Raw genomic sequence first — 24,408 nt, 5'->3', positions numbered from 1 at the left:
GCATATCGGGAGATAACGGGGGCGTACGGGTAGGGGTGTGCCCCCTGGGGGACGGTGTCGGGTTGGTGGTCGGGGTGTTTACCGGGTTGTTTCAGACGCGGATGACATGGGGGCCCTGCAGCGAGTAGCGGTGGGCCTCGGACGCGGGCAGCAGTGTGCTCGTGACGATCGCCTCCAGGGCGCCGACCTCCGCGAACCGGCAGAAGCTCACCGCCCCGAACTTGGTGTGCACACCCGCGAAGACCGTGCGGCGCGAGGCGCGGATCGCCTGGGCCTTGACCTCGCTGACCGCCGGGTCCGGCGTGGTGAGCCCGTGTTCGCGGGAGATGCCGTTGGCGCCGATGTACGCCAGGTCGATGACGAACCCCGCGAGCATCTTCGTCGTCCAGTGGTCGACGGTGGCGAGGGTGCCGGGGCGCACCCGGCCGCCCAGCAGCAGGACCGAGGTGTTCTCGGCCTCCGCCAGGGCGCCCGCGGTGGCCAGGGACGAGGTGACCACGGTCAGCGGTCGGTCCCGCGGCAGGGCCTCGGCGATGAGCTGCGGGGTGAACCCCTCGTCCACGAAGACGGTCTCGGCGTCCCCGAGCAGTTCCGCCGCGGCGGCCGCGATGCGGCGCTTCTCGGGTACGTGGCTGGTGGCGCGGAAGGCGAGGGTCGTCTCGAAGCCGGCGCTCTCCACGGGATACGCGCCGCCATGGGTGCGGCGGATCAGGCCGTGGTCCTCCAGGGCGCGCAGATCGCGGCGTACGGTTTCCTTGGCCACGCCCAGTTCGGCGGCGAGCGCGGTGACATCGACCGAGCCCGCGCGGCGGGCGGCCATGACGATCTCGCGCTGGCGTTCTTCCGCGTTCTTCGCCGTCATCGCCGACACCTCCCTGCTGCGCGCTGCGCCTTGTGCTCCTTCGCCTTCGTGGCACCCGAACCGGCGTTGCCCGTTCGGGCCCGTTCGGGCCCGGTGAGGCCCATGGGGGAAGTTCTACAGCGGTCGTGGGGCTCTGACCAGGCCTGTTACTTGCCCGAGTGTGCCCGATGCGGCCCGTGTGGCTGAATGTATGCCCGTCTCGGACCTGCGGCGAAGTGAGGTGGTCCGTGAGATCGGGCACATACCGTGCCCGAAAAGCGGGGCGGGCGGGCCCGTTTGGTGCCCGCCCGCCCCGATGTGCGTTCTGTCAGTACGGCCAGATCGGCGGGTCGGTGACGAAGTGGCCGCCGAGGCGCGCATGGGCCGGGTTGTCCGGGTCCAGCTCGCCCTGCTCGGCGATGAGCTTCGCGGCGTAGGGCTCGGAGTCGTCCTGCGGGACGTAGCCGAGCGCTCGCGCGGTGGTCAGGTCCCACCACAGGCGGGTGTTGGCGGAGGAGCCGTAGACGACGGTGTGCCCGACGTTCTCGGCGGTCAGGGCGGCGTGGAAGAGGCGGGCGCCGTCCTCGGGGCTCATCCAGACGGAGAGCATGCGCACGCTGGTCGGCTCGGGGAAGCAGGAGCCGATGCGCACGGAGACCGTCTCCAGGCCGTGCTTGTCCCAGTAGAACTGGGCGAGGTCCTCGCCGAAGGACTTCGACAGGCCGTAGAAGGTGTCCGGGCGGCGCGGTGTGCCGACCGGGATCAGCGGGTCGTCCCCCCGGGGGCGCGGGGTGTAGCCGACGGCGTGGTTGGAGGAGGCGAACACGATCCGGCGCACGCCCTCCTCGCGCGCCGCCTCGTACAGGTGGTACGTGCCCTCGATGTTCGCCTTCAGGATCTTCTCGAACGTGGACTCCAGGGAGATGCCAGCGAAATGGATGATCGCGTCGACGCCCCGCACGGCCTCCCGCAGGGCCTCCCGGTCCGCGAGGTCCGCGGTGATCGCGTCCGGCTCCTCCGCGATGGGCCTCAGATCCAGGAGCCGCAGCTCATAGCCGTACCGGGGCAGCAGGTCCCGCATCAGGGTGCCGAGTCCGCCGGCGGCGCCGGTGAGCAGAACGGTGCGGGGAGCGGGCATCCTCGGGTCTCCTCTGTCCATGGCTCGTTCGCCTCCGGCGCGCCCCTACGGCTCACTCGCGGAGTGGACGGCCGTATTCATGCACAGCATTCACATTCATGGACACGCTAGGGATCCCTGATCCGGCCCGTCAAGTGTCGCGCGCGGACGCGGAATCCGCCTCCGTGTTGCGCGTTTGCGCGCTTGACCCGCCCTGAGGTGGCGCCTTAGCGTGGTCGCGTTCAGAAATATGGACATGGATCAGAAACGTGCACTTGTAGCGGGACCGGTCCGCGTGTCAGCGCCTGTTCAAGGGAGAGCCCGTGACGTCAGCCCCTCTCGCCTCTCGACTCAGCATCCCCAGCGGGCCGCTGTTCTTCCCCGTGACCGCGTACGGGCCCGACGGCTCCCTCGCCCTCGACGCCTACCGCGCGCATGTGCGCAAAGGGGTCGAGGCGGGTGCCGCCGCCGTCTTCGCCGGCTGCGGCACCGGCGAGTTCCACGCGCTCACGCCCGAGGAGTTCGAGCACTGCGTACGGGCGGCCGTCGAGGCGGCCGACGGGCGGGTGCCGGTCGTGGCGGGCGCCGGATACGGGACCGCGCTCGCCGTGCGCTACGCACGGCTCGCCGAGGAGGCCGGGGCCGACGGACTGCTCGCCATGCCGCCCTACCTGGTGGTCGCCGGTCAGGAGGGCCTGCTGCGGCACTACCGGGAACTGGCCGCGGCGACCTCGCTGCCGGTCGTCGTCTACCAGCGCGACAACGCGGTCTTCACCCCGGAGACCGTGGTCGAACTGGCCCGCACGGACGGCATCATCGGCTTCAAGGACGGACTCGGCGACCTGGACCTGATGCAGCGCATCGTCAGCGCCGTACGGACCGAGGTCCCCGGTGACTTCCTCTACTTCAACGGCCTGCCGACCGCCGAGCAGACCCAGCTCGCCTACCGCGGCATCGGCATCACGCTGTACTCGTCCGCCGTGTTCTGCTTCGCGCCGGAGATCGCCCTCGCCTTCCACAAGGCGCTGAACGCCGGTGACGACACCACCGTCCACCGCCTCCTCGACGGCTTCTACCGGCCGTTCGTCGAACTGCGCGCCGAAGGCCGCGGCTACGCCGTCTCGCTCGTCAAGGCGGGGGTCCGGCTGCGCGGCCTCGACGTCGGCGAGGTACGGCCGCCCCTGCACGAGCCGGCCGCGGAACACGTCGAACGGCTCGCCCGCCTCATCGACCGCGGCCACGCCCTGCTGCGGGAGGGCATGTGAGGGCGTCGGCGTTCCTCTACCCCTGGGACGTCGACGGGGACCCGGAAGCGGCCGGCCGCGTCGCCGCGCTCGGCGTCCGCCAGGCGACCCTCGCGTCCGCGTACCACTCCACGCGCGCGCTCACGCCCCGCCACCCGCGCCACCGGGTCGTGACGGCCCGCCACGCCGCCGTGCTCTACCCGCCGGACGGGCGCTGGGACGGCCGTGACCTGCGGCCGTACCCGGCCGGGGACTGGGCCCCGGGCGACGCGTTCGGCGAGGCGGCGAAGGCACTCGCCGACGCCGGCGTCGAGGTCCACTCCTGGGTCGTCCTCGCCCACAACTCCCGCCTCGGCGAGGAACATCCGGACACCTCGGTCGTCAACGCCTACGGCGACCGCTACCCCTGGGCGCCCTGCATCGCGCAGCCCGGCACGCGCGCGTACCTCGTGGACCTCGCCGCCGAGGCGGCCGTGCGGCCGGGCGCCCACGGCACCGAACTGGAGTCGCTCGGCTGGTACGGACTCGCGCATCTGCACGCCCACGACAAGATCGGCGGGGTGGGGCTCGGGGACGCCGGGCAGTACCTGATGTCGCTGTGCTTCTGCGCCGTGTGCCGTGAGGGCTACGGAGCGCGGGGCGCGGACGCCGACGAACTGGCGGCGGCGGTACGGGCCGCGCTGGAGCCGCTGTGGCGCGGCGCGTCCCCCGGCGGCGGCAGCGCGGGATCGGGCGGAGCCGGGACCCGGGGAGGCTGGGCGGTGGTCGAGAAGCTCCTGGGCGAGGGACGGGCGACCGCCACGCGCGCGTGGCGCGACGACACCGCCCGCACCCTCCAGGAGGCGGCGGTGGCGGCGGTTCGCGCGGCCGCACCCGACGGCTTCCAGGTGCTGCTGCACGCGGACCCGGTGTCGTACCACTGCGGGGCGAACGCCGGCGTCGACCCCGCGCACATCCTGTCCGTCGCGGACGGCGTGGTGGTGCCCTGCACGGGCGGCCCGGAGCTGCTGACGCCGTTCGCGGAGCAGCGCCGGGCGGGCGCGGTCCTCGCGGCCAACCTCACCGTCGTCTCCGGCATGGGCGGCAGCCCGGCGACTCTGGAGCGGGACGCGTGGGCGGCGGCGGAGCTGGGCGCCGCGCAACTGCGGCTCTATCACGCCGGGCTGGCGTCCGACGGCGACCTGGAGGCCGTACGGAAGGCGCTCGCCGGCCTCTGAACCGGCCCGGCGGCGGCACACCCGAACAGGAACTGGTCGGACGGCATCCCATCACGGGATGACTCCTAGTTCTTCAGCGCCGCCTGCATCATGGCCCTGGCGACCGGCGCCGCCAGTCCGTTGCCGCTGACCTCCGACCGGGCCGCGTCCGACTGCTCGACCATCACCGCGACGGCGACCTCCTTGCCGTTCGTGTCGGACTTCGCGTACGAGGTGAACCAGGCGTACGGCGTCTTGCTGTTGTTCTCGCCGTGCTGGGCCGTACCCGTCTTGCCGCCCACCGTCGCGCCCGGGATCTGCGCGTTGGTGCCGGTGCCCTGCTCGACGACCGTCCGCATCGCGGACTGGAGCTGCTCGGCGGTCGACGAGCTGATGACGCGGCGGCTCCCGGGGCTGTCGTCGTAGTTCTTGAGCACATCGCCACCGCTGTCGGTGATCTGCGCGACCATGTGCGGTGAGACCAGCTTTCCGTCGTTGGCTATCGCCGCCGACACCATGGCCATCTGCAACGGGGTGGCCGTGACATCGAACTGCCCGATGCCCGACAGGGCCGTCTGCGCCTGGTCCATGCCCTTGGGGTACACGCTCGGGTACGCCCGCACCGGCACGTCCTGCTGGTCGTCGTCGAAGCCGAACTTGTCGGCCATCGCCCGGACCTTGTCCTGGCCGAGGTCGACGGCCATCTTGCCGAAGACGTTGTTGCACGAGTAGCGCAGGGCCACCCGGATCGAGGCGTTGGCACAGGGGGCGTTCGCGCTCTCGTTCGCCAGTACGCGGGTCGTGCCCGGCAGCGGGTAGGGGTTGGGGCTGTCCGTCCTCTGGTCCACCGAGGAGTACAGCCCGTCCTCCAGCGCGGCCGCCGCGACGACCAGCTTGAACGTGGAGCCCGGCGGCAGCGGCTGGCGCAGCGCGCGGTTGGTCAGCGGCTTGCCCGGGTCGCTGTTCAGCCGCTTCCAGGCCGCCCCGGCGGTGCCGGCGTCGGTCAGCGACGACGGGTCGTAGGACGGAGTCGACACGACCGCGAGAATCCGGCCGGTGGCGGGGTCGATCGCGACGGCCGCGCCCTTCTTGCCGCCCAGTGCCCGGTAGGCCGCCTTCTGCACGTCCGGGTCGATGGTCGTCACCACGTTGCCCGGGTCGGCCCGCTTGTTGGTGATCGAGTCCATGGTGGTCTTCAGCTGGGTGTCCGTGCCGTTGAGCAGGTCCTGGTAGACGCCCTCCAGCTGGGTCGGCGCGTAACTCTGCGAGGCATAGCCCGTCACCGCCGCGTACAGCTCGCCGTCCGTGTACGTGCGTTTGTACGCGAGGTCGCTGCCGTCGGTCCGCGCCGAGCCCGTGATCGACCGGCCGGCCACGATGATGTTTCCGAGCGGTCCCGCATAGGTGTTGATCGCGTTCCGCCGGTTGTCCGTGTCGTCCGCTAGCGCCTTGCCTTCGTAGAACTGCACCCAGGTCGCCCTGACCAGCAGAGAGACCACGAGGAGCAGTGCGAAGACCGATGCGCGTCTGATCGTCTTGTTCATCCCGACCCGAAGACGAGCGGGATCGTGCGGATGGTTCCCTTCCGCCCCGTTTTCTCATCGGGACTTCATGAAGGCGCCGGTCCTCACACCTTCAGATTCAGGGGACCGGTCCTCACGTCCTCACGCCTTCAGAACGAGGACGATCTCCTCGATCTCCTCCCCGCGGGCGTGGGCGTACCCCCTGGCCCGGGCCGTCTCCTCGAAGCCGCACGTGCCGAGGACCCGGGCGGAGGCCACGTTGTCGGCGGCGGCCCGGGCGTACAGCGGGCGTTCCGGGATCTGCTCCAGCAGTATCCGCAGGGCGGCCGTCGCGATGCCGCGGCCCCAGACGGCGCGGTCGATCCAGTACGTCACCTCGCGTTCGCCCGGCTCGCCGTACACCCCCGCGGTGCCCACCACGTCACCGTCCGCCAGGACCGTGCGCACCTCGACGTCACCGGAGTCCCGCAGCCGTGCCCAGTGGGCGTCGAAACCGGCCCGGTCGGCCGGGTCCTCGGGGGTGAACGCGGCCATCCGGAGCGCCACGGGATCGTTCAGCTGCCGGTAGAAGACCGGCAGGTCGCTGTCGTGGACCTCGCGCAGCACGACCTCCACGTCACAGCCTCCGCGTCGCCAGTGTCAGCCGGTCCCGGGCGTCGAACAGCGCGTCCTTGATCATCTGTTCATGGGCCGAGGTCAAGCGGGCCACCGGGACCGAGCAGCTGATCGCGTCGCGGGCCGGGGTGCGGTACGGGATGGCGACCCCGAAGCAGCGCAGACCGAGCGTGTTCTCCTCGCGGTCGACGGCGTAGCCCTGCTCGCGGACCTGGTGCAGCTCCTCGATGAGCTTCTCCCGGTCCGTGATGGTGTGCTCGGTCAGCGCGGGGAGCGTCTCGGGGAGCATCTTGCGCACCTGCTCGTCCGGGTAGGTGCTCAGCAGCGCCTTGCCCAGCGAGGTCGAGTGGGCGGGCAGCCGGCGGCCGACCCGGGTGAACGGGCGCAGATAGTGCTGCGACTGGCGGGTCGCGAGGTACACCACGTTGGTGCCGTCCAGCCGCGCCAGGTGGATCGTCTCCGTCGTGTCGTCCGACAGCCGGTCCAGGGTGGGGCGGGCCGCCGCCACCACGTCGTCGCCGTCGATGTAGGACGTGCCCACCAGCAGCGCCCGCACGCCGATGCCGTAGCGCGTGCCGGTCGCGTCCGTCTCCACCCAGCCCAGCTCCACGAGCGTGCGCAGCAGCATGTACAGGCTGGACTTCGGATAGCCCACCGCCTCCTGCACCGCGGCCAGGGAGTGCATACCGGGGCGTCCGGCGAAGTACTCGAGCAACTCGACCGTCCGCACCGCGGACTTGACCTGTGCCCCGCCGCCTGTCTCGCCTGCCGACATCGCCCTTGACCCCTTCGTTCGACGGGAAGCCGGAGATATAGTCTCCGAGCAGCTATTCATCATCAGAGACGGCGTTCAGTATATCGAACGCCACTGATGACTGACGGACGAACTGCGGCATGACATCTGGAGGGACCCGCGGTGGCAGCAGCACCAGTCTGGAGTGTCGACCCCCGAACCGGGAAGCAGCGGGAACAGGTTGCGGTCGAGGCCACGGCCGAGACGGTGGACGCCGCCGTCCGCGCGGCCCACGCCACGCGGGGAGCCCTCGCCGACCGCACGGTCCGCGCCGCCTTCCTGCGCACCGCGGCCGACCGGCTGCAAGCCGGGCAGGACCGGCTCGTCGAGACCGCCGACGCCGAGACCGCGCTGGGCCCGGTCCGCCTCACCGGCGAACTCGCCCGGACCTGCTACCAGTTGCGGGCCTTCGCGGACATCGTCGACGAGGGCGCCTTCCTCGACGTGATCATCAACCACCCCGACGACACGGCGACCCCGCCGATCCCGGACCTGCGCCGCTACAAGGTCCCCCTCGGCGTCGTCGCCGTCTACTCCGCCTCCAACTTCCCCTTCGCCTTCTCGGTCGCCGGCGGGGACACCGCGAGCGCGCTGGCCGCCGGCTGCCCGGTGGTCGTCAAGGCCCACCCGGACCACCCCGCCCTGTCCGAGCAGGTCGCGGCGACCCTGCGCGAGGCCGCCGCCGAGCACGGGATCCCCGAGGGCGTCATCGGACTCGTCCACGGCTTCGCCGCGGGCGTCGAGCTGGTCCGGCACCCGCTGGTGGCGGCGGCCGGGTTCACCGGGTCCGTGCGCGGCGGCCGTGCGCTCTTCGACGCGGCGGCCGCGCGCCCCGTGCCGATCCCGTTCCACGGCGAACTGGGCTCGCTCAACCCGGTCGTGGTCACCGAGGCGGCGGCCGCCGAGCGCGCCGAGGCGATCGGCGCGGGGCTCGCGGGCTCGATGACGCTGGGCGTCGGCCAGTTCTGTGTGAAGCCCGGTCTGGTCCTCGCCCCCGCGGGCGCGGCCGGCGACCGGCTCGTGAAGTCCCTGACGGAGGCCGTCGGCGACGTCGGCGCCGGAGTGCTGCTGGACCAGCGCATGCGTGACAACTTCCTCGCCGGGGTCGCCGAGCGTGCCGGACTGCCCGATGTGGAGTCCCCGGTGGCGCCCGGCGCCGACGGCGAGCACACGGTGAGCCCGGGCTTCCTGACCGTCCCGGCCGAGAGGCTGACCGCCGAGGGCGCGTACGACCTGCTCCTGGAGGAGTGCTTCGGCCCGGTCACCGTGGTGGCCCGGTACGAGGACGAGGCCGAGGCGCACACCGTGCTGTCCCGCCTCCCCGGCAACCTCACGGCGACCGTGCACCTGTCCACGCGGGAGACCGCCGGCGAGGGCCGCGGCGCGGAGATCCTCGCGGAGCTGACCCCGCTCGCGGGCCGCGTCCTCGTGAACGGCTGGCCCACGGGGGTGGCGGTGGCGCCCGCCCAGCACCACGGTGGTCCCTACCCGGCGACGACCTCCACGTCCACCTCGGTCGGCGGCACGGCGATCGAGCGGTGGATGCGGCCCGTCGTGTACCAGGGCACCCCCGAGGCGCTGCTGCCGCCGGAGCTGCGGGACGACAACCCGCTGGGGCTGCCGCGGCGGTTCGACGGGCATCTGGAGCGCTGACGGTCCTGTCCGGCGGGCCAGGCCTGAGACACTCTCCCCATGGACCTCGAACTTCCCGAACTCCCCTTCCCGCTGCGCACCTACGGGCCCCACGGCAACTGGGCCTACGAGGACGGGGCCCTCACCGGCTGGGCGGGGGCCGGGCAGGATCGTTTCGTTCCGCCCACCGGTGAGGAGCTGGACCCGGCCTCGGACGCGCCCCGGCTGCTGGGCGCGCCCGAGGGCGACTTCCAGCTGATCGCCCGGGTCACCGTCGGCTTCAACGCGTCCTTCGACGCGGGCGTGCTCTATGTGCACGTGGGGGAGCGGGCATGGGCCAAGCTGTGCCTGGAGTACTCGCCGGATGTGCCCACGGTCTGCACCGTGGTGACGCGGGGGCACTCCGACGACGTGAACTCCTTCACCGTGGAGGGCAGTTCGGTATGGCTCCGGGTCAGCCGCACGGGCCGGGCGTTCGCCTTCCACGCCTCCCTGGACGGGAAGCGGTGGACGTTCGTCCGGCTGTTCACCCTGGCGGACGAGAAGGAGACGGGCGCGGCCCTGGTGGGCTTCATGACCCAGTCGCCGGTGGGGGAGGGGTGCGTGGCCACCTTCGACCACCTGGAGTACCGCGACTCCTGGCCGGAGAGCCTGCGGGACGGTTCCTGACCCGCCGCCCGGCTCGACGGCCGGCCGTCCGCGTACCGTCCCCGGCCGAGGGCGACCACCACCTCTTCCTCCGGTACGCCGTCCCGGGGGAATGAAACCGGACGCTTGAACGTTCACCTACGGTTGCGGAGAGAGTCTCCGCGGCCGTACGGACCGGAGAGAAGTCGAACACATGCGCGTCGAGATCTGGAGCGACATCGCCTGCCCCTGGTGCTACGTCGGCAAGGCCCGCTTCGAGAAGGCGCTCGGGGCCTTCCCGCACCGGGACGAGGTCGAGGTGGTGCACCGCTCCTTCGAGCTGGACCCGCACCGCGCCAAGGGTGACGTGCAGCCGGTTCTCACGATGCTGTCCAAGAAGTACGGGATGAGCGCGGCGCAGGCGCAGGCCGGGGAGAACAACCTGGGCGCGCAGGCGGCCGCCGAGGGGCTGGACTACCGCACCACCGGCCGTGACCACGGCAACACCTTCGACCTGCACCGGCTGCTGCACCTCGCCAAGGAGCAGGGCCGGCAGGACGAGCTGATCCAGATCCTGTACCGCGCGAACTTCGCCGAGGAGCGCTCGCTCTACTCCGAGGGCGACGAGCGGCTGGTGGAGCTGGCAGTGGAGGCCGGGCTCGACGCCGAGGACGCCCGACGGGTGCTCGCCGACCCCACCGCGTACGCGGACGCCGTGCGCGCCGACGAACGCGAGGCCGCCGAGCTGGGCGCGAACGGCGTGCCGTTCTTCGTCCTGGACCGCAGGTACGGCGTCTCCGGTGCCCAGCCCGCCGAGGTCTTCACCCAGGCACTGACGCAGGCGTGGGGCGAGCGCTCCCCGCTGCGGCTGATCGAGGACGGCGGCGCGGAGGCCTGCGGCCCGGACGGGTGCGCGGTTCCGCAGAGCTGAGCGAAGACGCGGGTCAGGGCGGTCGTATAAGCATTCCTTCAGGGGACTGTGGAGGAATGCGCGATGGACGGTGACTTCCCGCGGCCGCACAGTGGTCCCATGGAGACCTTCGAGACCCTCGTCCGTACCGAGTTCGCCCCGAAGAACACCTATCTGAACACCGCGAGCACCGGGCTGCTGCCCGCCCGCACGGTGCAGGCCCTGCGGATCGCCGTCGAGTCGGCGGCCGTCGGGCAGCCGACGGACATGTTCGCGGACGTCGAGGCCGCCCGCGCCTCCTTCGCCCGGCTGACCGGGGTCCCCGTCCGCCGGGTGGCGGCCGGGGCCTCGGTCGCCGTCTACACCGGGCTGATCGCCGCCTCGCTGCCCGAGGGCGCCGAGGTGCTCACCGCCGAGGGCGACTTCAGCTCCGTGGTGAACCCCTTCCACGTCCGCCGCGATCTGAAGGTGCGCGCCGTGCCCCTGGAGCAGATCGCCGGGGCGGTGCGGCCCGGCACGGCGCTGGTCGCCGTGAGCGGCGCGCAGTCGGCGGACGGCCGGATCGCCGACCTGCCCGCGATCCGCGCCGCGGCCCACGAGCACGGGGCCCGCACCTATGTCGACGCGTCGCAGGCCGCCGGCTGGCTGGACTTCGACGCGAGCGCGTACGACTACGTCGCCGCCGTCGCCTTCAAGTGGCTGCTGTGCCCGCGGGGCGTGGCCTTCCTGGTGGTCCCGGAGGACCTCGGCGGCCTCACCCCGCTGTTCGCCGGCTGGGTCGCGGGGGAGCGGCCCTGGGACAGCACCTACGGTCCGATCGGCGAACTCGCCCACTCCGCCCGGCGGTTCGACGAGAGCCCCGCCCTCTTCTCCTACGCCGGCGCCCGCCACTCCCTCGGACTTCTGGAGGAACTCGGCGTGGACACCGTACGGGCCCACGACCTCGCCCTCGCCGAGCGATTCCGCACCGGCCTCACCTCCCTCGGCCACGAGCCGCTCCCCGCGCCGGCCTCCCCGATCGTCTCCGTGCCCGGACTCGGCCCGAGGCAGAGCGAGTTGAGCGGGACGGGCATCGAGGTCTCCGAGCGCGCGGGCCGTCTGCGCGCCGCCTTCCACCTGTACAACACGTCCGAGGACGTCGACCGGCTGCTGGCGGCGCTGGCCGGGTGAGGCACCGGGCCGGGGCCTGTCGTCCCCCACGGACGCGCGGCCCTTCACCTTGCGGGCCGGCTCGAGGGCGGACTCGACGGGGTTGTCGTGGCCGTGGTCGAGGGAGCCCGCGCCGGCGAAGAAGTCCTCGGGGGGTGGCGCGGGGGTGGACCGGGAGGCGGTGCCACCCGCCCGCGGTCTGCTCCGCGGGCGGTGAACGCCCGCCCTCCGCGGCCCGCGCGCCGTCAGCCCTGCGGCCAGCTCCGGGCGGCCGCCTGCCGGGCCGCGTCCAGGTCCACCGCGGCCCCGGACCGGCGCAGCGCGGCCCCCAGCGCGGCCAGGCTCGCCTGCACGGCCTCCGGCGTCGCGTCGGACCCGTAGTGGTTGACCCGGATCATCTCCCTCGCCAGCGCGCCCCCGCCCGCGGCCAACGGCAGGGCGGGCTCCGACTTCAGCGCGGCGGCGACCAGCTCCGCCGCGACCACACCCGACGGTGCCCGCAGGGTCGTGGCGACCGGAGCCGCCTCCGCGTCCTTGTACACATACGGCTCCAGGCCCCCGCCCAGCGCCACCGCGCCCGCCCGGGTCGCCGCGGCGGCGAACCGGTGCCTGGCCGTCACGGTGTCCAGGCCCACCGCCTCGATCCGCTCCGCACACGCCTCCAGGGCCAGCATCTCCAACTGTGCGGGCGCGTGCAGCAGCGCCGTACGGCCGCCGTCGATCCAGCGCTCCTTCCAGTCCAGGAGCGACAGGTACGAGCGGCGCGGCGCCCCCGCGTTCGCCGCCATCCGGGCCCACGCCCGCTCGCTCACCGACACCGCCGACACCCCCGCCGGCCCGCCCAGGGCCTTCTGCGCCCCGATCACGCACAGGTCCACGCCCCAGGCGTCCGGCAGCACCGGCTCCGCGCCGATGGACGCGACGGCGTCCAGATAGAGCAGCGCGCCGTGCTCCCGCACCACCGCACCGATCTCCTCGACGGGGTTGGTGTTGCCGGTCGCCGCCTCCGCGTGCACCAGCGACACGAGGTCGATCTCCGGATGCTCGGTGAGGGCCTCATGGATCTGGGCCGCCGTGACCGCCGTGTGGAACGGCACGGCCAGGTCGTACACGGTCGCCCCGCAGTCCCGCAGCCAGTCGCCGAAGGTCTGACCGTAGGGGCCGGTGATCACGTTCAGTGCCGTCGTGCCGGGTCCGGCGCACCCGCGGATCGCGCCCTCCAGCGGCAGCAGCGCCTCGCCCTGCATGATCACGACGTCCTGCTCGGTGGACATGAGCCGTGCCACGCGGTCCTCGATCGAGGCGAAGCGGGCGGCGCTCAGCGGAGGGAGGTCCAGGAAGGGGTGCGTCACGGCGGTGCTCTCTTTGGTCACGGATGGATCGCGGGACGGATCGGGGGGCGGATCACGGGGTAGATCGCGCAGTGGACGGAGTCGAGGGTAACCGGCGGGTGTTTCACTCTTTGAGCTGGTTGGTTCTTAGGTTGGACGACTGTGGGACCATCGGTTTAATTTGAGGGGCTCAAACATCTCCTTATAATCAGAATCCGCACATCACCGCACATCCCCTCAGAGAGGTCCTCCGTGAAGACGCTCCTCGGGCGCCGGGCCCGCTTCCTGGCCGCCATCACCGCGACGGCCGGCGCCGTGCTCGTGGCCGGCTGCACCTCGAGCGGCAGTGGCGGCAGTGCAGGCAAGTCGGCCGTCGGCGGGGTCGACCTCGTCAAGGCGGGTCAGATCACCACCTGCACGCACCTGCCCTACCCCCCCTTCCAGTCGGAGATCGGCGGCAAGGTGCAGGGCTTCGACGTGTCCCTGATCGACCTGGTCGCCAAGGACCTCGGGGTGAAGCAGCAGATCCTGGACACGCCGTTCGAGAACTTCAAGACCGGCGCGTTCCTCAACTCCGGCCAGTGCGACCTGGCCGCGGCCGGCATGACCATCACCGCCGAACGCAAGAAGAACGTCGACTTCTCCGACCCGTACTTCGACGCCACCCAGGCCGTCCTGGCCGACAAGAAGAGCGGCGTCACCTCGCTGGCCGACCTGAAGGCCAAGGGCAAGAAGCTCGGCGCCCAGGCCCAGACCACGGGTGAGGACTACGCCAGGAGCAAGGGCCTCGACCCGGTCTCCTTCGCCTCCTCCGACGCGGTCCTCGACGGCCTGCGCACCGGCCAGGTCCAGGCCGTCATCATCGACTACCCGGTGGTCCAGGGCTGGCTGAAGGACAAGGCCAACGCGGACGCCTTCCAGGTCGTCGACAACCTCAAGACCGGCGAGCAGTACGGTTTCACGGTCAAGAAGGGCAACAAGGCCCTGCTCGACGCCATCAACAAGGCTCTGAGGGACGCCAAGGCCGACGGCACGTACAAGAAGATCTACGAGCAGTGGATCGGCCCGTACAACGCCTCCGTCGCGTCCCCGGCCCCCTCGGCTTCCTGACTCCATGACCACTGACACGGACACACGCATCCAGCCGGGGAAAACCGGTGTGACGCCCCGTCAGAGACGTCGGCTCGCGCGCGGGGCGCAGTACGTCGTCTTCGTCGCCGCGGTGATCGCGTTCGCGGCCTCCGCGGACTGGGGGCGGCTGAAGAATCAGTTCGCGCAGGCCCACATCGCGCAGCAGATGTTCCCGGACCTCATCACGGTGGCCCTGAAGAACACCGTGCTGTTCACGCTGTCCGGGTTCGTCGTCGGCCTGGCCCTCGGCATGGTCATCGCCCTGATGCGCCTGTCGTCCGTGGGGCCCTACCGCTGGCTCGCCGGCATCTACATCGAGATCTTCCGCGGCCTGCCCGCACTGCTGATCTTCATCTTCGTCGGCACCGGCGTGCCACTGGCCTTCCCGGACATCCAGTACCCGGGCGGCATCTACGGCAAGGTCGCCGTCGCGCTCGGACTGGTCTCCGCCGCCTACATGGCGGAGACGATCCGCGCGGGTATCCAGGCCGTGCCCAAGGGACAGATGGAGGCGGCCCGTTCCCTCGGCTTCTCGCCCGCCCGGGCCATGGTCTCCATCATCCTGCCGCAGGCCTTCCGCATCATCCTGCCGCCACTGACCAACGAACTCGTCCTGCTCTTCAAAGACTCCTCGCTGGTGCTGTTCCTCGGTGTCACCCTGGAGCAGCGCGAGCTGTCCAAGTTCGGCAACGACCTGGCCAGTACGACCGCGAACTCCACGCCGATCCTGGTCGCGGGCCTGTGCTACCTGTTGATCACGATTCCGCTCAGCCTCGTCGTGCGCCGGATGGAGTCCAAGGCCAAGAGGGAGATCCGGTGACCCGCCCCGAGATCCGTGTCCAGGATCTGCACAAGTCCTTCGGCGACAACCACGTCCTGCGCGGCATCGACCTGGAGATCAACCAGGGCGAGGTCGTCTGTGTCATCGGCCCCTCCGGCTCCGGCAAGTCCACGCTGCTGCGCTGCGTGAACCTGCTGGAGGAGCCCAGCAAGGGCCAGGTCTTCGTCGGCGGCACCGAGCTCACCGACCCGGACGTCGACATCGACGCCGTACGCCGCCGCATCGGCATGGTCTTCCAGCAGTTCAACCTCTTCCCGCACCTGAGCGTCACCGAGAACCTCACGCTGCCCCAGCGCAGGGTGCTCAAGCGGGACAAGGCGACCGCAGCCAAGATCGCCGCCGAGAACCTCGCCCGGGTCGGCCTGTCCGAGAAGGCGGAGGCCTACCCCTCCTCCCTCTCCGGCGGCCAGCAGCAGCGCGTGGCCATCGCCCGGGCACTGGCGATGGGCCCCGAGGTCATGCTCTTCGACGAGCCGACCTCGGCCCTCGACCCCGAGCTGGTCGGTGACGTCCTCGCCGTCATGCGCATGCTGGCCACCGAGGGCATGACGATGATGGTCGTCACCCATGAGATGTCCTTCGCCCGGGAGGTCGCCGACCGGGTCGTCTTCATGGACGGCGGCGTGATCGTCGAGGACGGCGCACCGGACCAGGTCATCGGCGACCCGCAGCACGAGCGCACCCGCCACTTCCTCTCCCGCCTGCTCGACCCCGCGATGGCCGAGATGTCCGAGGAGACCTCCGACCGGGCGGGCCGGGGCGGGTAACCGGCGGACTAGGGTGCGGTACATGAGCGATCGCGCGGTGCTGCACGTGAAGGGGCGGGTGCTCGTCGGGCCGGAGGAGGTCCGGGACGGGCTGTGGGTGGTCGACGGCCGGATCTCCTACGACCGGCCGTCCGGGGCGCGGGACGTCCGTACCGTCGAGGGCTGGGCGCTGCCCGGCCTCGTCGACGCGCACTGCCATGTCGGCCTCGACACCCACGGACCGGTCTGCGAGGACGTCGCCGAGAAGCAGGCGCTGACCGACCGGGACGCGGGCACCCTGCTGATCCGTGACGCGGGCTCCCCGTCGGACACCCGCTGGATCGACGACCGCGACGACCTGCCCGGCATCATCCGGGCCGGCCGGCACATCGCGCGCACCCGCCGCTACATCCGCGACTACGCCTGGGAGATCGAGCCCGAGGACCTGGTCGCGTACGTCGCCCGGGAGGCCCGGCGCGGCGACGGCTGGGTCAAGCTCGTCGGCGACTGGATCGACCGGGAGTCCGGGGACCTGTCCGCCTGCTGGCCGCGCGAGGCGGTCCAGGCGGCGATCGAGGAGGCGCACCGGCTGGGGGCGCGGGTCACCGCGCACTGTTTCGCGGAGGATTCACTGCGCGACCTGGTCGAGGCGGGCATCGACTGCATCGAGCACGCGACGGGCCTCACGGAGGAGACGATCCCGCTGTTCGCGGAGCGGGGCGTCGCGATCGTCCCGACCCTGGTGAACATCGCGACCTTCCCGCGGCTCGCCCAGGGCGGGGAGACGAAGTTCCCGCGCTGGTCGGCCCATATGCGACGGCTGCACGAGCGGCGGTACGACACCGTGCGCGCCGCGTACGACGCCGGGATCCCCGTGTACGTCGGCACCGACGCGGGCGGTTCGCTGCCGCACGGTCTGGTGGCCGGCGAGGTGGCCGAGCTGGTGACCGCGGGCATCCCGCCGGTGGCGGCCCTGTCCGCGACCGTGTGGGGCGCCCGGCGCTGGCTGGGGCGGCCCGGCCTTCAGGAGGGGGCCCCGGCGGACCTCGTGGTGTACGAGACGGATCCCCGCGCGGACGTCCGGGTGCTGGCGGCGCCGCGGCGCGTGGTGCTGAACGGGCGGATCGTCGGGTAGTGCCGAGGCGGGCGGCGCGCGCCCCGCTCGCGCCCCCGGTGTGGGGGATGTCCGGGGGACACCGGTGAACAGACGTGTCGCTCTTTTCGAAAAGGTGCACGAAAGATCCACGATCGGGTGAAGTCATGCCGTATCGCTGACGGTGTGCTTCCGGTGCCGCGATTCTTTCCGGGTCCCAAGACCGACTTCCCTGGGGGTCCCACCCGTGAACGGCACCACTTCCCGCCTGCCCGCCCGCCGTCTGGCCACCGTCGCACTGGCCACCGCGCTGGCCGCCGGTCCGACCGTGCTCGCCGGCGCCGGTTCCGCAGGCGCCACCGAGAACCACGGGCGGGCGAGCGCCGCCGTCCTGCGCACCGGACTCGAGGTGTCCCTGCTCGACAAGACCGTGAACGTCCCGCTCACCGTCTCCCTCAACGCCGTCGAGGCGCCGGACAGCGCGGACCGGACCGCGCTGTCGGCCCGTCTCGACGGCGTCGACGGCGGACAGCCGTTCCCCGTGCTCACCGCCGATGTCGCCACGGCGAGCGCGAAGGTGTCCGCCACCAGGGCGGAGGGCTCCACCCGCCTCGCGCACGCCCGGGTCCATGTGCCCGGGCTGCCCCTGCTGTCCCTGATCGAGGTCGACGGCGTCACCTCGAAGGCCGTGTGCGAGGCCGGGAAGAAGCCCGTCGCCACGGCGAACCTGCTGGGCGCGGTGACGGTGCTCGGCCGGAAGGTGAGGGTGACGGCGGGCGGCCCCTCGGACGTGAAGGTGCCGGGTGTCGGGGAGGTACGGCTGGAGGTGTCGCCGGCCAGCACGACCTCGCGGACGGCGGCGGCCGCCGCGCTGCGGCTGACGGTGACCGTGAATCCGCTGAAGCTGAACGTGGCGGAGGTGCGGGGGCAGGTGACTCTGGGAGGCGTCACCTGCGAGGCACCGGCGGCCCCCGCCACGACGGGCGGCGCATCGGCGGCCCCCACCGCCTCCGGCGAGCATTCCGCCGAGAACCTGAGGCCGCAGGGGGCGCCCGTGAAGGAGGAGGGGCTCGCGGAGACCGGCGGGAGCGCGATGACGCCGTACCTCCTGGGCGGGGCGGTCGTGCTGCTCGTCGCGGGCGGGGGAGCGGTGACGCTGGCGCGCCGCCGCCGTCGCGGCTGACCTCAGGCCGGCGCCGGCCCGTCCGGCGCCGCCTTCACCGCCCTGCCAGCGTCACCGCACGGTCCAGGGCCTGCACGAAGCGGTTCACCGTCGCCCGGTCCCGTACCGCCAGCCGCAGCCACTCCTCGTTCAGGCCCGGGAAGGTGTCCCCGCGCCGCACCGCGAAACCGAGGTCGCGCAGATGGCGCCGCACGGCCGCCGCCCGCGCCAGGCGGACCAGCACGAACGGGCCCTCGGCCGGCTCGACCACATGCAGTCCGTCGGGCCCGAACTCCCGCAGCCCCGCCACCAGATGGGCGCGGTCCGCCGCCACCCGGTGCGCCGCGTGCGCCGCCTCCGCCAGCGCCCGGGGCGACACACACGCCTCGGCCGCCGCGAGCGCGGGCGTGGACACCGGCCACAGCGGTTGCGCCCGTTGCAGTCCGGCGATCGTCGCGGGGTCGGCCAGGACGTAGCCGATGCGCAGGCCCGCCAGTCCCCAGGTCTTGGTCAGGCTGCGCAGAACCACCAGACCGGGCACGTCCGTGCGGCCCGCCAGCGCCTCCCGCTCCCCGGGCACCGCGTCCATGAACGCCTCGTCGACCACCAAGGTGCGCCCCGGGCGGGCCAGTTCGGTGATCGAGGCCGCCAGGTGCAGCACCGACGTGGGGTTCGTCGGGTTGCCGATCAGCACCAGGTCCGCGTCCTCCGGTACCAGCGCCGTATCCAGGCGGAAGCCGTCCCGCTGCCGCAGCAGGACCCGGTCCACCGCATACCCGGCGTCCCGCAGCGCCGCCTCCGGCTCCGTGAACTGCGGGTGCACGACGACCGGCTGACGCACCTTCAGGGTGCGCGCGAGCAGGACGAACGCCTCGGCCGCGCCCGCCGTGAGCAGCACCCGCTCGGCGGGCAGCCCGTGCCGCGCCGCCACCGCCGCCCGGGCGGCCCGCCCGTCGGGGTACGCCGCGAGCCCGTCCAGCGACCCGGCGATCACCTCGCGCAGCCATCCCGGGGGCGTGTCCGCGCGCACGTTCACCGCGAGATCCGTCAGCGCCGCCCCGTCGTCCCGGACCTCGGCGTCCCCATGGTGGCGCAGGTCGTGCCGGCCACCGTCGTGGTCAGTGTGCATGGGAGGGGCTGTGCCCACCGTGGTGGTGGTGATGCCCGTGACCGTGGTGGTGGCCGTCGTCGTCGGGGTGGAAGTGCGGCTGCTGCGGCAGCCCTACCTTGTCCTCGAAGCCCGGCAGCGCGATCCGGTACACGCACGAGTCGCAGTTCATCCGCAGATCCCCCCGCACCGCCTCCTCGTACCGCTCCCTCACCAGGTCGAACAGTTCCGGCTCCGGCCCGATGACGTCCGCCGAGCGCACCTCGACGTCCGGGTGGGCCGCCGCCCAGCCCTCGGTCTGCCGCCGCACCCGGTCCGGCAGGATGCCCGTGAACAGGAAGTACGGCAGGACGACGATCCGCCGGGCGCCCAGCCGCGCGCACCGGTCGAGGCCGCTCGGCACATCCGGCGCCGCCAGCGACACGAACGCCGTCTCCACGCCCGCGTACCCGCGCCCCTCCCACAGCAGCCGCGCCGCCTTGTGGACCTCGGCGTTGGCGTCGGGATCGGTGGAGCCGCGGCCCACCAGCAGCACCGTCACCCCGGCCCGGTCCCCGGGCACGCGGGACGAGCCGCCCAGCGCCTCGTCCAGCCGCCGCTCCAGCACCGACAGCAGCGCCGGGTGCGGGCCGAGCGGACGGCCGTAGGTGTACGAGATCCCCGGGTGCCGCTCCTTCTCGCGGGCCAGGGCCGCCGGGATGTCCCCCTTGGCGTGCCCGGCGGACACCAGCATCAGCGGCACGGCGGCGAACCGGCGCACCCCCCGCTCCACCAGCTCGGTCACCGCCTCCCCCAGCGGCGGCGGCGACAGCTCGATGAAGCCGCCCGCGACGGGCAGTTCGGGGTGACGGCGCCCCAGCTCCCGCACGAAGTCGCGGAACGCCTCGGCTCCGGCCTCGTCCCGGGTGCCATGGCCGGCGATGAGCAGGGCGGGCGGCGGGGTGGTCACAGGGTCTCCTTCGCAGTGGGGTGGTACAGCAGGGCGTTGAGCGCGGCGGCGGCGACCGCCGAACCGCCCTTCTCGGACACGTTGCTCACGGCGGGCAGCCCGCTCTCGCGCAGCGCGGCCTTGGACTCGGCCGCGCCGACGAAGCCGACAGGCAGACCGATGACGAGCGCGGGGGAGGCGTCCAGGGTCAGCAGCTCCTCCAGAGCGGTCGGCGCACAGCCGATCACCCAGAGCGCTCCGGGGCCCACGTCCTCGTACGCCAGCCGGATCGCGTGCGCCGAACGCGTCATTCCGGGGCCGGACCGGGCGTCCTTCAGACGGCAGACCGTCTCGCGCCGGGTGATCCCGGCGGCCACCATCTCCACGTCCACGACCACCGGCGCCCCCTCGTGCAGCGCGGTGTGCGCCCGGACCAGCTCGGCCTCGTCCAGCACGAGATCGCTCGCGTACTCCAGATCTGCGGCCGAGTGGACGACCCGCTCCACCACCGCCCGCGTCAGCGGGGGGAAGTGCGAGGTGTCCAGGCGGGCGCGCAGCCGCCGGAACGACTCCTGCTCGATCGGGTGGACCACACGGTTCACCGGGACTCCTCCTGCCAGCGGTAGCCGCGCGGCGTCACCATGCGCCCCGCGATCTCACGGGTCGCCGTGTTGCCCACGGTCACGACCGTCATCATGTCGACCGTCGCCGGGTCGAGACCGGCCAGGGTCGTCACCCGGCTCGACTCGCCCGGCCGGGACGCGTTGCGTACGACACCGACCGGCGTCGTCGGCGCCCGGTGCCCGGCGAGGATCGCGAGCGCCTTCGGAAGCTGCCAGTCGCGGCCCCGGCTGCGCGGGTTGTAGAAGGTCACGACGAGGTCCGCCTCGGCCGCGGCCCGCACCCGACGCTCGATGACCTCCCAGGGGGTGTGCAGGTCGGAGAGGCTGATCGACACATGGTCGTGGCCGAGCGGCGCGCCGAGGATCGCCCCGGCCGCGAGCGCCGCCGTGACCCCGGGCACCCCGATCACGTCGATGTCGTCGGACGCCTCGGCCAGCGCGGGCGACGCCATCGCGTACACCCCGGCGTCCCCGCTGCCGATCAGCGCCACGGCATGCCCCTTGCGGGCCTCGGCGACCGCCGTGCGTGCCCGCTCCTCCTCGGCGCCGAGCCCCGACTGAAGGACTCGGGTGCCGGGGCGCAGCAGATCGCGGATCTGGTCGACGTACTGGTCGAGCCCGACCAGCACCGCCGCGCGCCGCACCTCCGCCTTCGCGCGCGGCGTCAGCAGGTCCCGGGCACCGGGGCCGAGGCCGACGACGGCGAGCCGCCCGCGCCCCGGTCTGCGTACGACGGCACAGGTCGCCATCGCCGGAGTCCCGGCCGACTTGCGCTTGGGGACCAGGAGTTCACCGCCCTGAGCCAGCGCGGCGGCCTCCGCGACGGACGGCGTGCCGACCGCGGCGAGCGGCGCGTCGGAGGGGTTGGGCACCTCGACCTCCGCCAACTCCTCGGCGGGGTACGTCACCACGGGCACCCCGAGCCGCTCGGCCGCCCCCAGGATGCCGGGCTCGCCGGCCTTGGCGTCGACGGTGGCGAGCGCGGCGAGCGACGCGGCGCTCAGCCCGGCGTCCCGCAGCGCGCCCTGGACGAGCCCCAGGACCTCGTCGACGGGAGCGCCCCTGGAGGCGCCGACGCCGACGACCAGGGACGGCGGCCGCAGCACCACCTCGCGCTCGGCGGGCGCGCCGGCCCGGTCCGTGACCCGGATCGTGTACCGGCCCTCGGCCGCGAGGGGCAGCGGCGGCAGCGGCCAGCTCACCTCCGCCGCCAGGGCCACCGGTTCCCCGTCGAGCAGCGCCCGCGAGACCCCGGCGACATCGCCCTCGACCGGGAAGCCGAGCGTGTCGAGGCCCGGCAGTCCCACCGCGTCCGTCGCGGTCGTCACCACGGGCCCGGCGCCCAGCACCTCCCCCACCGCGCGGGCGAGTTCATTGGCGCCGCCCGCATGGCCGCCGACCAGGGACACCGCGAACCGCCCGCCCTCGTCGACGCACACCACACCCGGGTCGGACACCTTGTCCCCCAGCAGCGGGGCGATCAGCCGGACGACCGCGCCGGTCGCCAGGAAGCACACAAGCTGCTCGCACTCCGCGAACGCGGCCCGTACGGCGTCCCCGACCGGGCCGTCGTACACCCGCGTCCGGCCGGGCCAGGCCGCCGCCAGCCGGTCCCGCGCAGCCGCCCCCGCCGCGGTGGCGGAAATGAGGCCGATCACTGAGCAACTCCTTCGGTACGCGCCGGAGGCCGCGTGCCCCACAGCAGGAAGACAGGGTTGGTCGCCGCGAGCCGGGTCACGTCCCCCGGCAGCGGTGCGAGCCGTGACGACTGCAACAGCACGCCGTCGCAGCCGAACCCGGCCGCGAGGAGCGCCTCGCGCGCCGCGGGGACGCGGTCCAGCGCGGCCATGGCGATCACGACCGCCCGACGGGCCCGCCGCGCGCACGCCGTCACGATGGCGGGCAGTTCGCGTCCGCCGCCGCCGATGAACACGGCGTCGGGCTCGTCCAGACCGGCCAGCGCGTCGGGTGCGGCGCCGTGCACCACCTGGACGTCGACGCCGTGCGCCGTGGCGTTGGCGCGGATCCGTGCGGCACCGTCCGCCGTCCTCTCGACCGCGGTGACGGCCGCACCGAGCCGTGCGCACTCCACGGCCACCGACCCGGAGCCCGCGCCGACGTCCCAGACCAGATCGCCGAGGCGCGGCCCCAGCCGGGCCAGCGCCAGCGCACGGACCTCGAACTTGGTGATCATCGAGTCACGGTGGGTGAACGCGCTCTCCTCCAGGGCCCAGGCGACCGGGCCGGGTCCCGGCCCCGCCACCGTGCGGACCGGTCCGAGCGCCGCCGCCGGATCCAGGCACAGCACCACGCTGACCGCCGTACCCCAGTAGCGCCCCGCGGCCTCCGCGGGCGTCACCCGCTCCACGCGCTCGTGCTCCGGATCGCCGAGCGCGCTCGCCACGACGAGGACCCGCCCGCCGGGGCCGCCGGCGAGCGCCGCCCCCAGTTCGGCGGGGCCGGCCCCCGGACCGGTCAGCACGGCGACCTTCGGCCGCGCCCGGCACACCCGCACCGCCGTCCGCAGGTCACGGCCGTGCGCGCTCACCACCACCGCGTCGTCCCACGGCAGCCCGAGCCGTGCGAAGGCGGTGGCCACGGAGGAGACACCCGGCCGCACGTCCAGCCGCCCGGGCCCGAACCGTTCGGCCAGCGCGCGGACGATCCCGAAGAAGGCGGGGTCCCCGGAGGCGAGCACCGCGACCCGCCGCCCCTGGCCGAGGTGCCGCTCGATCGCGTCGAGGGCGGGCGCCAGCGGCCCGAGGACGATCCGCTCCGCGTCCTTCGGCAGCCGGGCGGCCGCCAGATGCCGCCGGGCGCCCACCACCAGGTCCGCGCCGGCGACCGCCTCGGCGGGAAGGGGCGCCCCCGTGCCCGTACCGACGACCGTGATCACGTGCTCGCACCCTGTGCGCGCAGGACCTTGCGGGCCTCGGGATCGGCCTTGCGGTAACCGTGGAAGTGACCGGGGTGGTACAGATGCGAGCGGGTGCCGTGCGCGTCGAGCGCCGGGCCGACCAGGAACAGCGTGTGCTTCCACAGCCGGTGTTCCTTGACGGTCTCCTCCAGCGTGCCGAGGGTGCACGTGACCAGCAGCTCCTCCGGCCAGGTCGCCTGGTGGGCGACCACGACCGGGGTGGTCGTCGGATAGCCGCCCTCCAGCAGCTCCCGCACCAGCTGGCCGCTGCGGGCCGCCGACAGGAAGATCGCCATCGTGGTGCCGTGCCGGGCGAACTCGCGTACCTCCTCCCCGGGCGGCATCGGCGTCTTGCCGCCGCCGAGCCGGGTCAGGACGACGGACTGGGCGACCTCGGGGATCGTCAGCTCCCGCCGGGCGAGCGCGGCGACGGCGGAGAAGGCGGAGACACCCGGCACGACCTCGGTCTCGATGCCGATCCCGGCACACCGGTCGAGCTGCTCCTGGGTGCCGCCCCACAGGGCCGGGTCGCCGGAGTGGATACGGGCCACCCGCAGGCCCTGCGCACGGGCCCGCTCGTACACGGCGACGACGTCCTCCAGGGACATGGTCGCCGAGTCCAGGATCTCGGCGCCCTCGCGCGCGTGCTCCAGGACCTCCGCCTGCACCAGGCTGGCCGCCCAGATCACGATGTCGGCCTCGGCGATGGCGCGCGCGGCACGGAACGTCAGCAGGTCGGCGGCGCCGGGGCCGGCACCGACGAAGGTCACCTTGCCGGTGGGGGCATCGGCCATGGGAATCGGTCCTCTCCTACGGAAAATTCGGGCGGTGCGGAACACGGGTGCGCACGCGGCCGCCGGTCCGGCGCGCGCCGGGGGCGG

General features: G+C 73.0%; 23 protein-coding genes. 11 read left to right on the top strand and 12 right to left on the bottom strand.

Translation table 11 applies throughout. The annotated features are described in order from the left end of the window. Positions 1-91: 91 nt before the first annotated feature. Both ACWD5Q_RS20455 and ACWD5Q_RS20450 read right to left on the bottom strand, forming a co-directional pair. Positions 92-862 carry a DeoR/GlpR family DNA-binding transcription regulator gene (locus ACWD5Q_RS20455; RefSeq protein ID WP_451428432.1) on the bottom strand — a complete coding sequence of 257 codons (771 nt, stop codon included), beginning with the start codon at positions 860-862 and terminating at the stop codon, positions 92-94. A 307-nt stretch (positions 863-1,169) separates the two neighbouring features. Beyond that, a complete protein-coding gene (locus tag ACWD5Q_RS20450; protein WP_451428431.1) occupies positions 1,170-1,979 on the bottom strand; it encodes an NAD-dependent epimerase/dehydratase family protein in 810 nt (269 codons plus the stop codon). Between the two features lie 302 nt (positions 1,980-2,281). On the opposite strand from ACWD5Q_RS20450, the gene ACWD5Q_RS20445 reads away from it, so the two are divergent. Together ACWD5Q_RS20445 and ACWD5Q_RS20440 are read left to right on the top strand one after the other, a co-directional pair. Beyond that, positions 2,282-3,223 (top strand): 5-dehydro-4-deoxyglucarate dehydratase, encoded by a 942-nt coding sequence (locus tag ACWD5Q_RS20445; RefSeq protein ID WP_451428430.1) that lies wholly within the window; start codon positions 2,282-2,284, stop codon positions 3,221-3,223. Beyond that, entirely contained in the window at positions 3,220-4,419 is a 1,200-nt protein-coding gene (locus ACWD5Q_RS20440) for a hypothetical protein (protein ID WP_451428429.1), read from the top strand. Before ACWD5Q_RS20445 ends, ACWD5Q_RS20440 begins: the two co-directional genes overlap by 4 nt. Positions 4,420-4,484: 65 nt before the next feature. Here ACWD5Q_RS20440 and ACWD5Q_RS20435 read toward each other — a convergent pair whose 3' ends face one another. The 3 genes from ACWD5Q_RS20435 to ACWD5Q_RS20425 form a co-directional block, all read right to left on the bottom strand. Beyond that, a complete protein-coding gene (locus ACWD5Q_RS20435) occupies positions 4,485-5,942 on the bottom strand; it encodes a peptidoglycan D,D-transpeptidase FtsI family protein (RefSeq protein WP_451428428.1) in 1,458 nt (485 codons plus the stop codon). Between the two features lie 120 nt (positions 5,943-6,062). After that, positions 6,063-6,536, bottom strand: coding sequence for a GNAT family N-acetyltransferase (locus ACWD5Q_RS20430; RefSeq protein ID WP_451428427.1), 474 nt, complete (start codon positions 6,534-6,536; stop codon positions 6,063-6,065). Between the two features lies 1 nt (position 6,537). After that, the gene (locus ACWD5Q_RS20425) at positions 6,538-7,311 is read right to left on the bottom strand and encodes an IclR family transcriptional regulator (RefSeq protein ID WP_451428426.1); all 774 of its coding nucleotides are present in this window, start codon (positions 7,309-7,311) and stop codon (positions 6,538-6,540) included. Positions 7,312-7,452: 141 nt separating this feature from the next. Between ACWD5Q_RS20425 and ACWD5Q_RS20420 the strand changes: the two genes are divergently transcribed. The 4 genes from ACWD5Q_RS20420 (at position 7,453) to ACWD5Q_RS20405 (ending at position 11,668) form a co-directional block, all read left to right on the top strand. Further along, the gene (locus ACWD5Q_RS20420) at positions 7,453-8,982 is read left to right on the top strand and encodes an aldehyde dehydrogenase (NADP(+)) (RefSeq protein WP_451428425.1); all 1,530 of its coding nucleotides are present in this window, start codon (positions 7,453-7,455) and stop codon (positions 8,980-8,982) included. A gap of 39 nt (positions 8,983-9,021) precedes the next feature. After that, positions 9,022-9,630 carry a DUF1349 domain-containing protein gene (locus ACWD5Q_RS20415; RefSeq protein WP_451428424.1) on the top strand — a complete coding sequence of 203 codons (609 nt, stop codon included), beginning with the start codon at positions 9,022-9,024 and terminating at the stop codon, positions 9,628-9,630. A gap of 172 nt (positions 9,631-9,802) precedes the next feature. Continuing rightward, positions 9,803-10,519: a DsbA family oxidoreductase gene (locus ACWD5Q_RS20410; RefSeq protein ID WP_451428423.1), complete on the top strand. Its 717-nt coding sequence runs from the start codon at positions 9,803-9,805 to the stop codon at positions 10,517-10,519. A gap of 63 nt (positions 10,520-10,582) precedes the next feature. Then, the gene (locus ACWD5Q_RS20405; protein WP_451428422.1) at positions 10,583-11,668 is read left to right on the top strand and encodes an aminotransferase class V-fold PLP-dependent enzyme; all 1,086 of its coding nucleotides are present in this window, start codon (positions 10,583-10,585) and stop codon (positions 11,666-11,668) included. A 224-nt stretch (positions 11,669-11,892) separates the two neighbouring features. On the opposite strand, the gene ACWD5Q_RS20400 is transcribed toward ACWD5Q_RS20405, so the two are convergent. Further along, on the bottom strand, positions 11,893-12,999 hold the full coding sequence (locus tag ACWD5Q_RS20400; RefSeq protein WP_451428469.1) for a pyridoxal-phosphate-dependent aminotransferase family protein: 1,107 nt from the start codon (positions 12,997-12,999) through the stop codon (positions 11,893-11,895). 231 nt (positions 13,000-13,230) lie between these two features. Between ACWD5Q_RS20400 and ACWD5Q_RS20395 the strand changes: the two genes are divergently transcribed. The 5 genes from ACWD5Q_RS20395 to ACWD5Q_RS20375 all read left to right on the top strand — a co-directional run bounded on the left by ACWD5Q_RS20395 (position 13,231) and on the right by ACWD5Q_RS20375 (position 17,972). Continuing rightward, positions 13,231-14,088 carry a transporter substrate-binding domain-containing protein gene (locus ACWD5Q_RS20395; protein ID WP_451428421.1) on the top strand — a complete coding sequence of 286 codons (858 nt, stop codon included), beginning with the start codon at positions 13,231-13,233 and terminating at the stop codon, positions 14,086-14,088. Between the two features lie 4 nt (positions 14,089-14,092). After that, positions 14,093-14,929 carry an amino acid ABC transporter permease gene (locus ACWD5Q_RS20390; RefSeq protein ID WP_451428420.1) on the top strand — a complete coding sequence of 279 codons (837 nt, stop codon included), beginning with the start codon at positions 14,093-14,095 and terminating at the stop codon, positions 14,927-14,929. After that, positions 14,926-15,717 carry an amino acid ABC transporter ATP-binding protein gene (locus ACWD5Q_RS20385; protein ID WP_451428419.1) on the top strand — a complete coding sequence of 264 codons (792 nt, stop codon included), beginning with the start codon at positions 14,926-14,928 and terminating at the stop codon, positions 15,715-15,717. Before ACWD5Q_RS20390 ends, ACWD5Q_RS20385 begins: the two co-directional genes overlap by 4 nt. 22 nt (positions 15,718-15,739) lie before the next feature. Further along, positions 15,740-16,831, top strand: a complete 1,092-nt coding sequence (locus ACWD5Q_RS20380; RefSeq protein WP_451428418.1) for an amidohydrolase family protein — start codon at positions 15,740-15,742, stop codon at positions 16,829-16,831. A 205-nt stretch (positions 16,832-17,036) separates the two neighbouring features. Beyond that, the gene (locus ACWD5Q_RS20375; protein WP_451428417.1) at positions 17,037-17,972 is read left to right on the top strand and encodes an SCO1860 family LAETG-anchored protein; all 936 of its coding nucleotides are present in this window, start codon (positions 17,037-17,039) and stop codon (positions 17,970-17,972) included. A 34-nt stretch (positions 17,973-18,006) separates the two neighbouring features. Here the strand turns inward: ACWD5Q_RS20375 and cobC are convergent, their stop codons facing one another. Genes cobC through cobM form a run of 6 tightly spaced genes read right to left on the bottom strand, consistent with a single transcriptional unit; the run spans position 18,007 to position 24,321 of the window. Further along, positions 18,007-19,080 (bottom strand): Rv2231c family pyridoxal phosphate-dependent protein CobC, encoded by a 1,074-nt coding sequence (gene cobC / locus ACWD5Q_RS20370; protein ID WP_451428416.1) that lies wholly within the window; start codon positions 19,078-19,080, stop codon positions 18,007-18,009. After that, positions 19,070-20,008 carry a sirohydrochlorin chelatase gene (locus ACWD5Q_RS20365; protein ID WP_451428415.1) on the bottom strand — a complete coding sequence of 313 codons (939 nt, stop codon included), beginning with the start codon at positions 20,006-20,008 and terminating at the stop codon, positions 19,070-19,072. Before ACWD5Q_RS20365 ends, cobC begins: the two co-directional genes overlap by 11 nt. Next, positions 20,005-20,589 carry a precorrin-8X methylmutase gene (locus ACWD5Q_RS20360; RefSeq protein ID WP_451428414.1) on the bottom strand — a complete coding sequence of 195 codons (585 nt, stop codon included), beginning with the start codon at positions 20,587-20,589 and terminating at the stop codon, positions 20,005-20,007. Before ACWD5Q_RS20360 ends, ACWD5Q_RS20365 begins: the two co-directional genes overlap by 4 nt. Then, entirely contained in the window at positions 20,586-22,268 is a 1,683-nt protein-coding gene (gene cobJ / locus ACWD5Q_RS20355) for a precorrin-3B C(17)-methyltransferase (protein WP_451428413.1), read from the bottom strand. The genes ACWD5Q_RS20360 and cobJ overlap by 4 nt, the downstream gene beginning before the upstream one ends. Next, entirely contained in the window at positions 22,265-23,506 is a 1,242-nt protein-coding gene (gene cbiE / locus ACWD5Q_RS20350) for a precorrin-6y C5,15-methyltransferase (decarboxylating) subunit CbiE (RefSeq protein ID WP_451428412.1), read from the bottom strand. The genes cobJ and cbiE overlap by 4 nt, the downstream gene beginning before the upstream one ends. Next, positions 23,503-24,321 (bottom strand): precorrin-4 C(11)-methyltransferase, encoded by an 819-nt coding sequence (gene cobM / locus ACWD5Q_RS20345; protein WP_451428411.1) that lies wholly within the window; start codon positions 24,319-24,321, stop codon positions 23,503-23,505. Before cobM ends, cbiE begins: the two co-directional genes overlap by 4 nt. Between the last annotated feature and the right edge of the window lie 87 nt (positions 24,322-24,408).

The organism is Streptomyces sp. NPDC002513 (assembly GCF_053595355.1).
The sequence above is the reverse complement of the archived record's forward strand: the minus strand, read 5'-3'. Positions and strand labels throughout refer to the sequence as shown.

What these genes read in the sequence shown, in the direction of transcription:
- ACWD5Q_RS20455 (WP_451428432.1), bottom strand. Translation starts at nt 862, where the DNA reads ATGACGGCGAAGAACGCGGAAGAACGCCAGCGCGAGATCGTCATGGCC.
- ACWD5Q_RS20450 (WP_451428431.1), bottom strand. Translation starts at nt 1,979, where the DNA reads ATGCCCGCTCCCCGCACCGTTCTGCTCACCGGCGCCGCCGGCGGACTC.
- ACWD5Q_RS20435 (WP_451428428.1), bottom strand. Translation starts at nt 5,942, where the DNA reads ATGAACAAGACGATCAGACGCGCATCGGTCTTCGCACTGCTCCTCGTG.
- ACWD5Q_RS20425 (WP_451428426.1), bottom strand. Translation starts at nt 7,311, where the DNA reads ATGTCGGCAGGCGAGACAGGCGGCGGGGCACAGGTCAAGTCCGCGGTG.
- ACWD5Q_RS20415 (WP_451428424.1), top strand. Translation starts at nt 9,022, where the DNA reads ATGGACCTCGAACTTCCCGAACTCCCCTTCCCGCTGCGCACCTACGGG.
- ACWD5Q_RS20410 (WP_451428423.1), top strand. Translation starts at nt 9,803, where the DNA reads ATGCGCGTCGAGATCTGGAGCGACATCGCCTGCCCCTGGTGCTACGTC.
- ACWD5Q_RS20405 (WP_451428422.1), top strand. Translation starts at nt 10,583, where the DNA reads ATGGACGGTGACTTCCCGCGGCCGCACAGTGGTCCCATGGAGACCTTC.
- ACWD5Q_RS20390 (WP_451428420.1), top strand. Translation starts at nt 14,093, where the DNA reads ATGACCACTGACACGGACACACGCATCCAGCCGGGGAAAACCGGTGTG.
- ACWD5Q_RS20380 (WP_451428418.1), top strand. Translation starts at nt 15,740, where the DNA reads ATGAGCGATCGCGCGGTGCTGCACGTGAAGGGGCGGGTGCTCGTCGGG.
- cobC (WP_451428416.1), bottom strand. Translation starts at nt 19,080, where the DNA reads ATGCACACTGACCACGACGGTGGCCGGCACGACCTGCGCCACCATGGG.
- cobM (WP_451428411.1), bottom strand. Translation starts at nt 24,321, where the DNA reads ATGGCCGATGCCCCCACCGGCAAGGTGACCTTCGTCGGTGCCGGCCCC.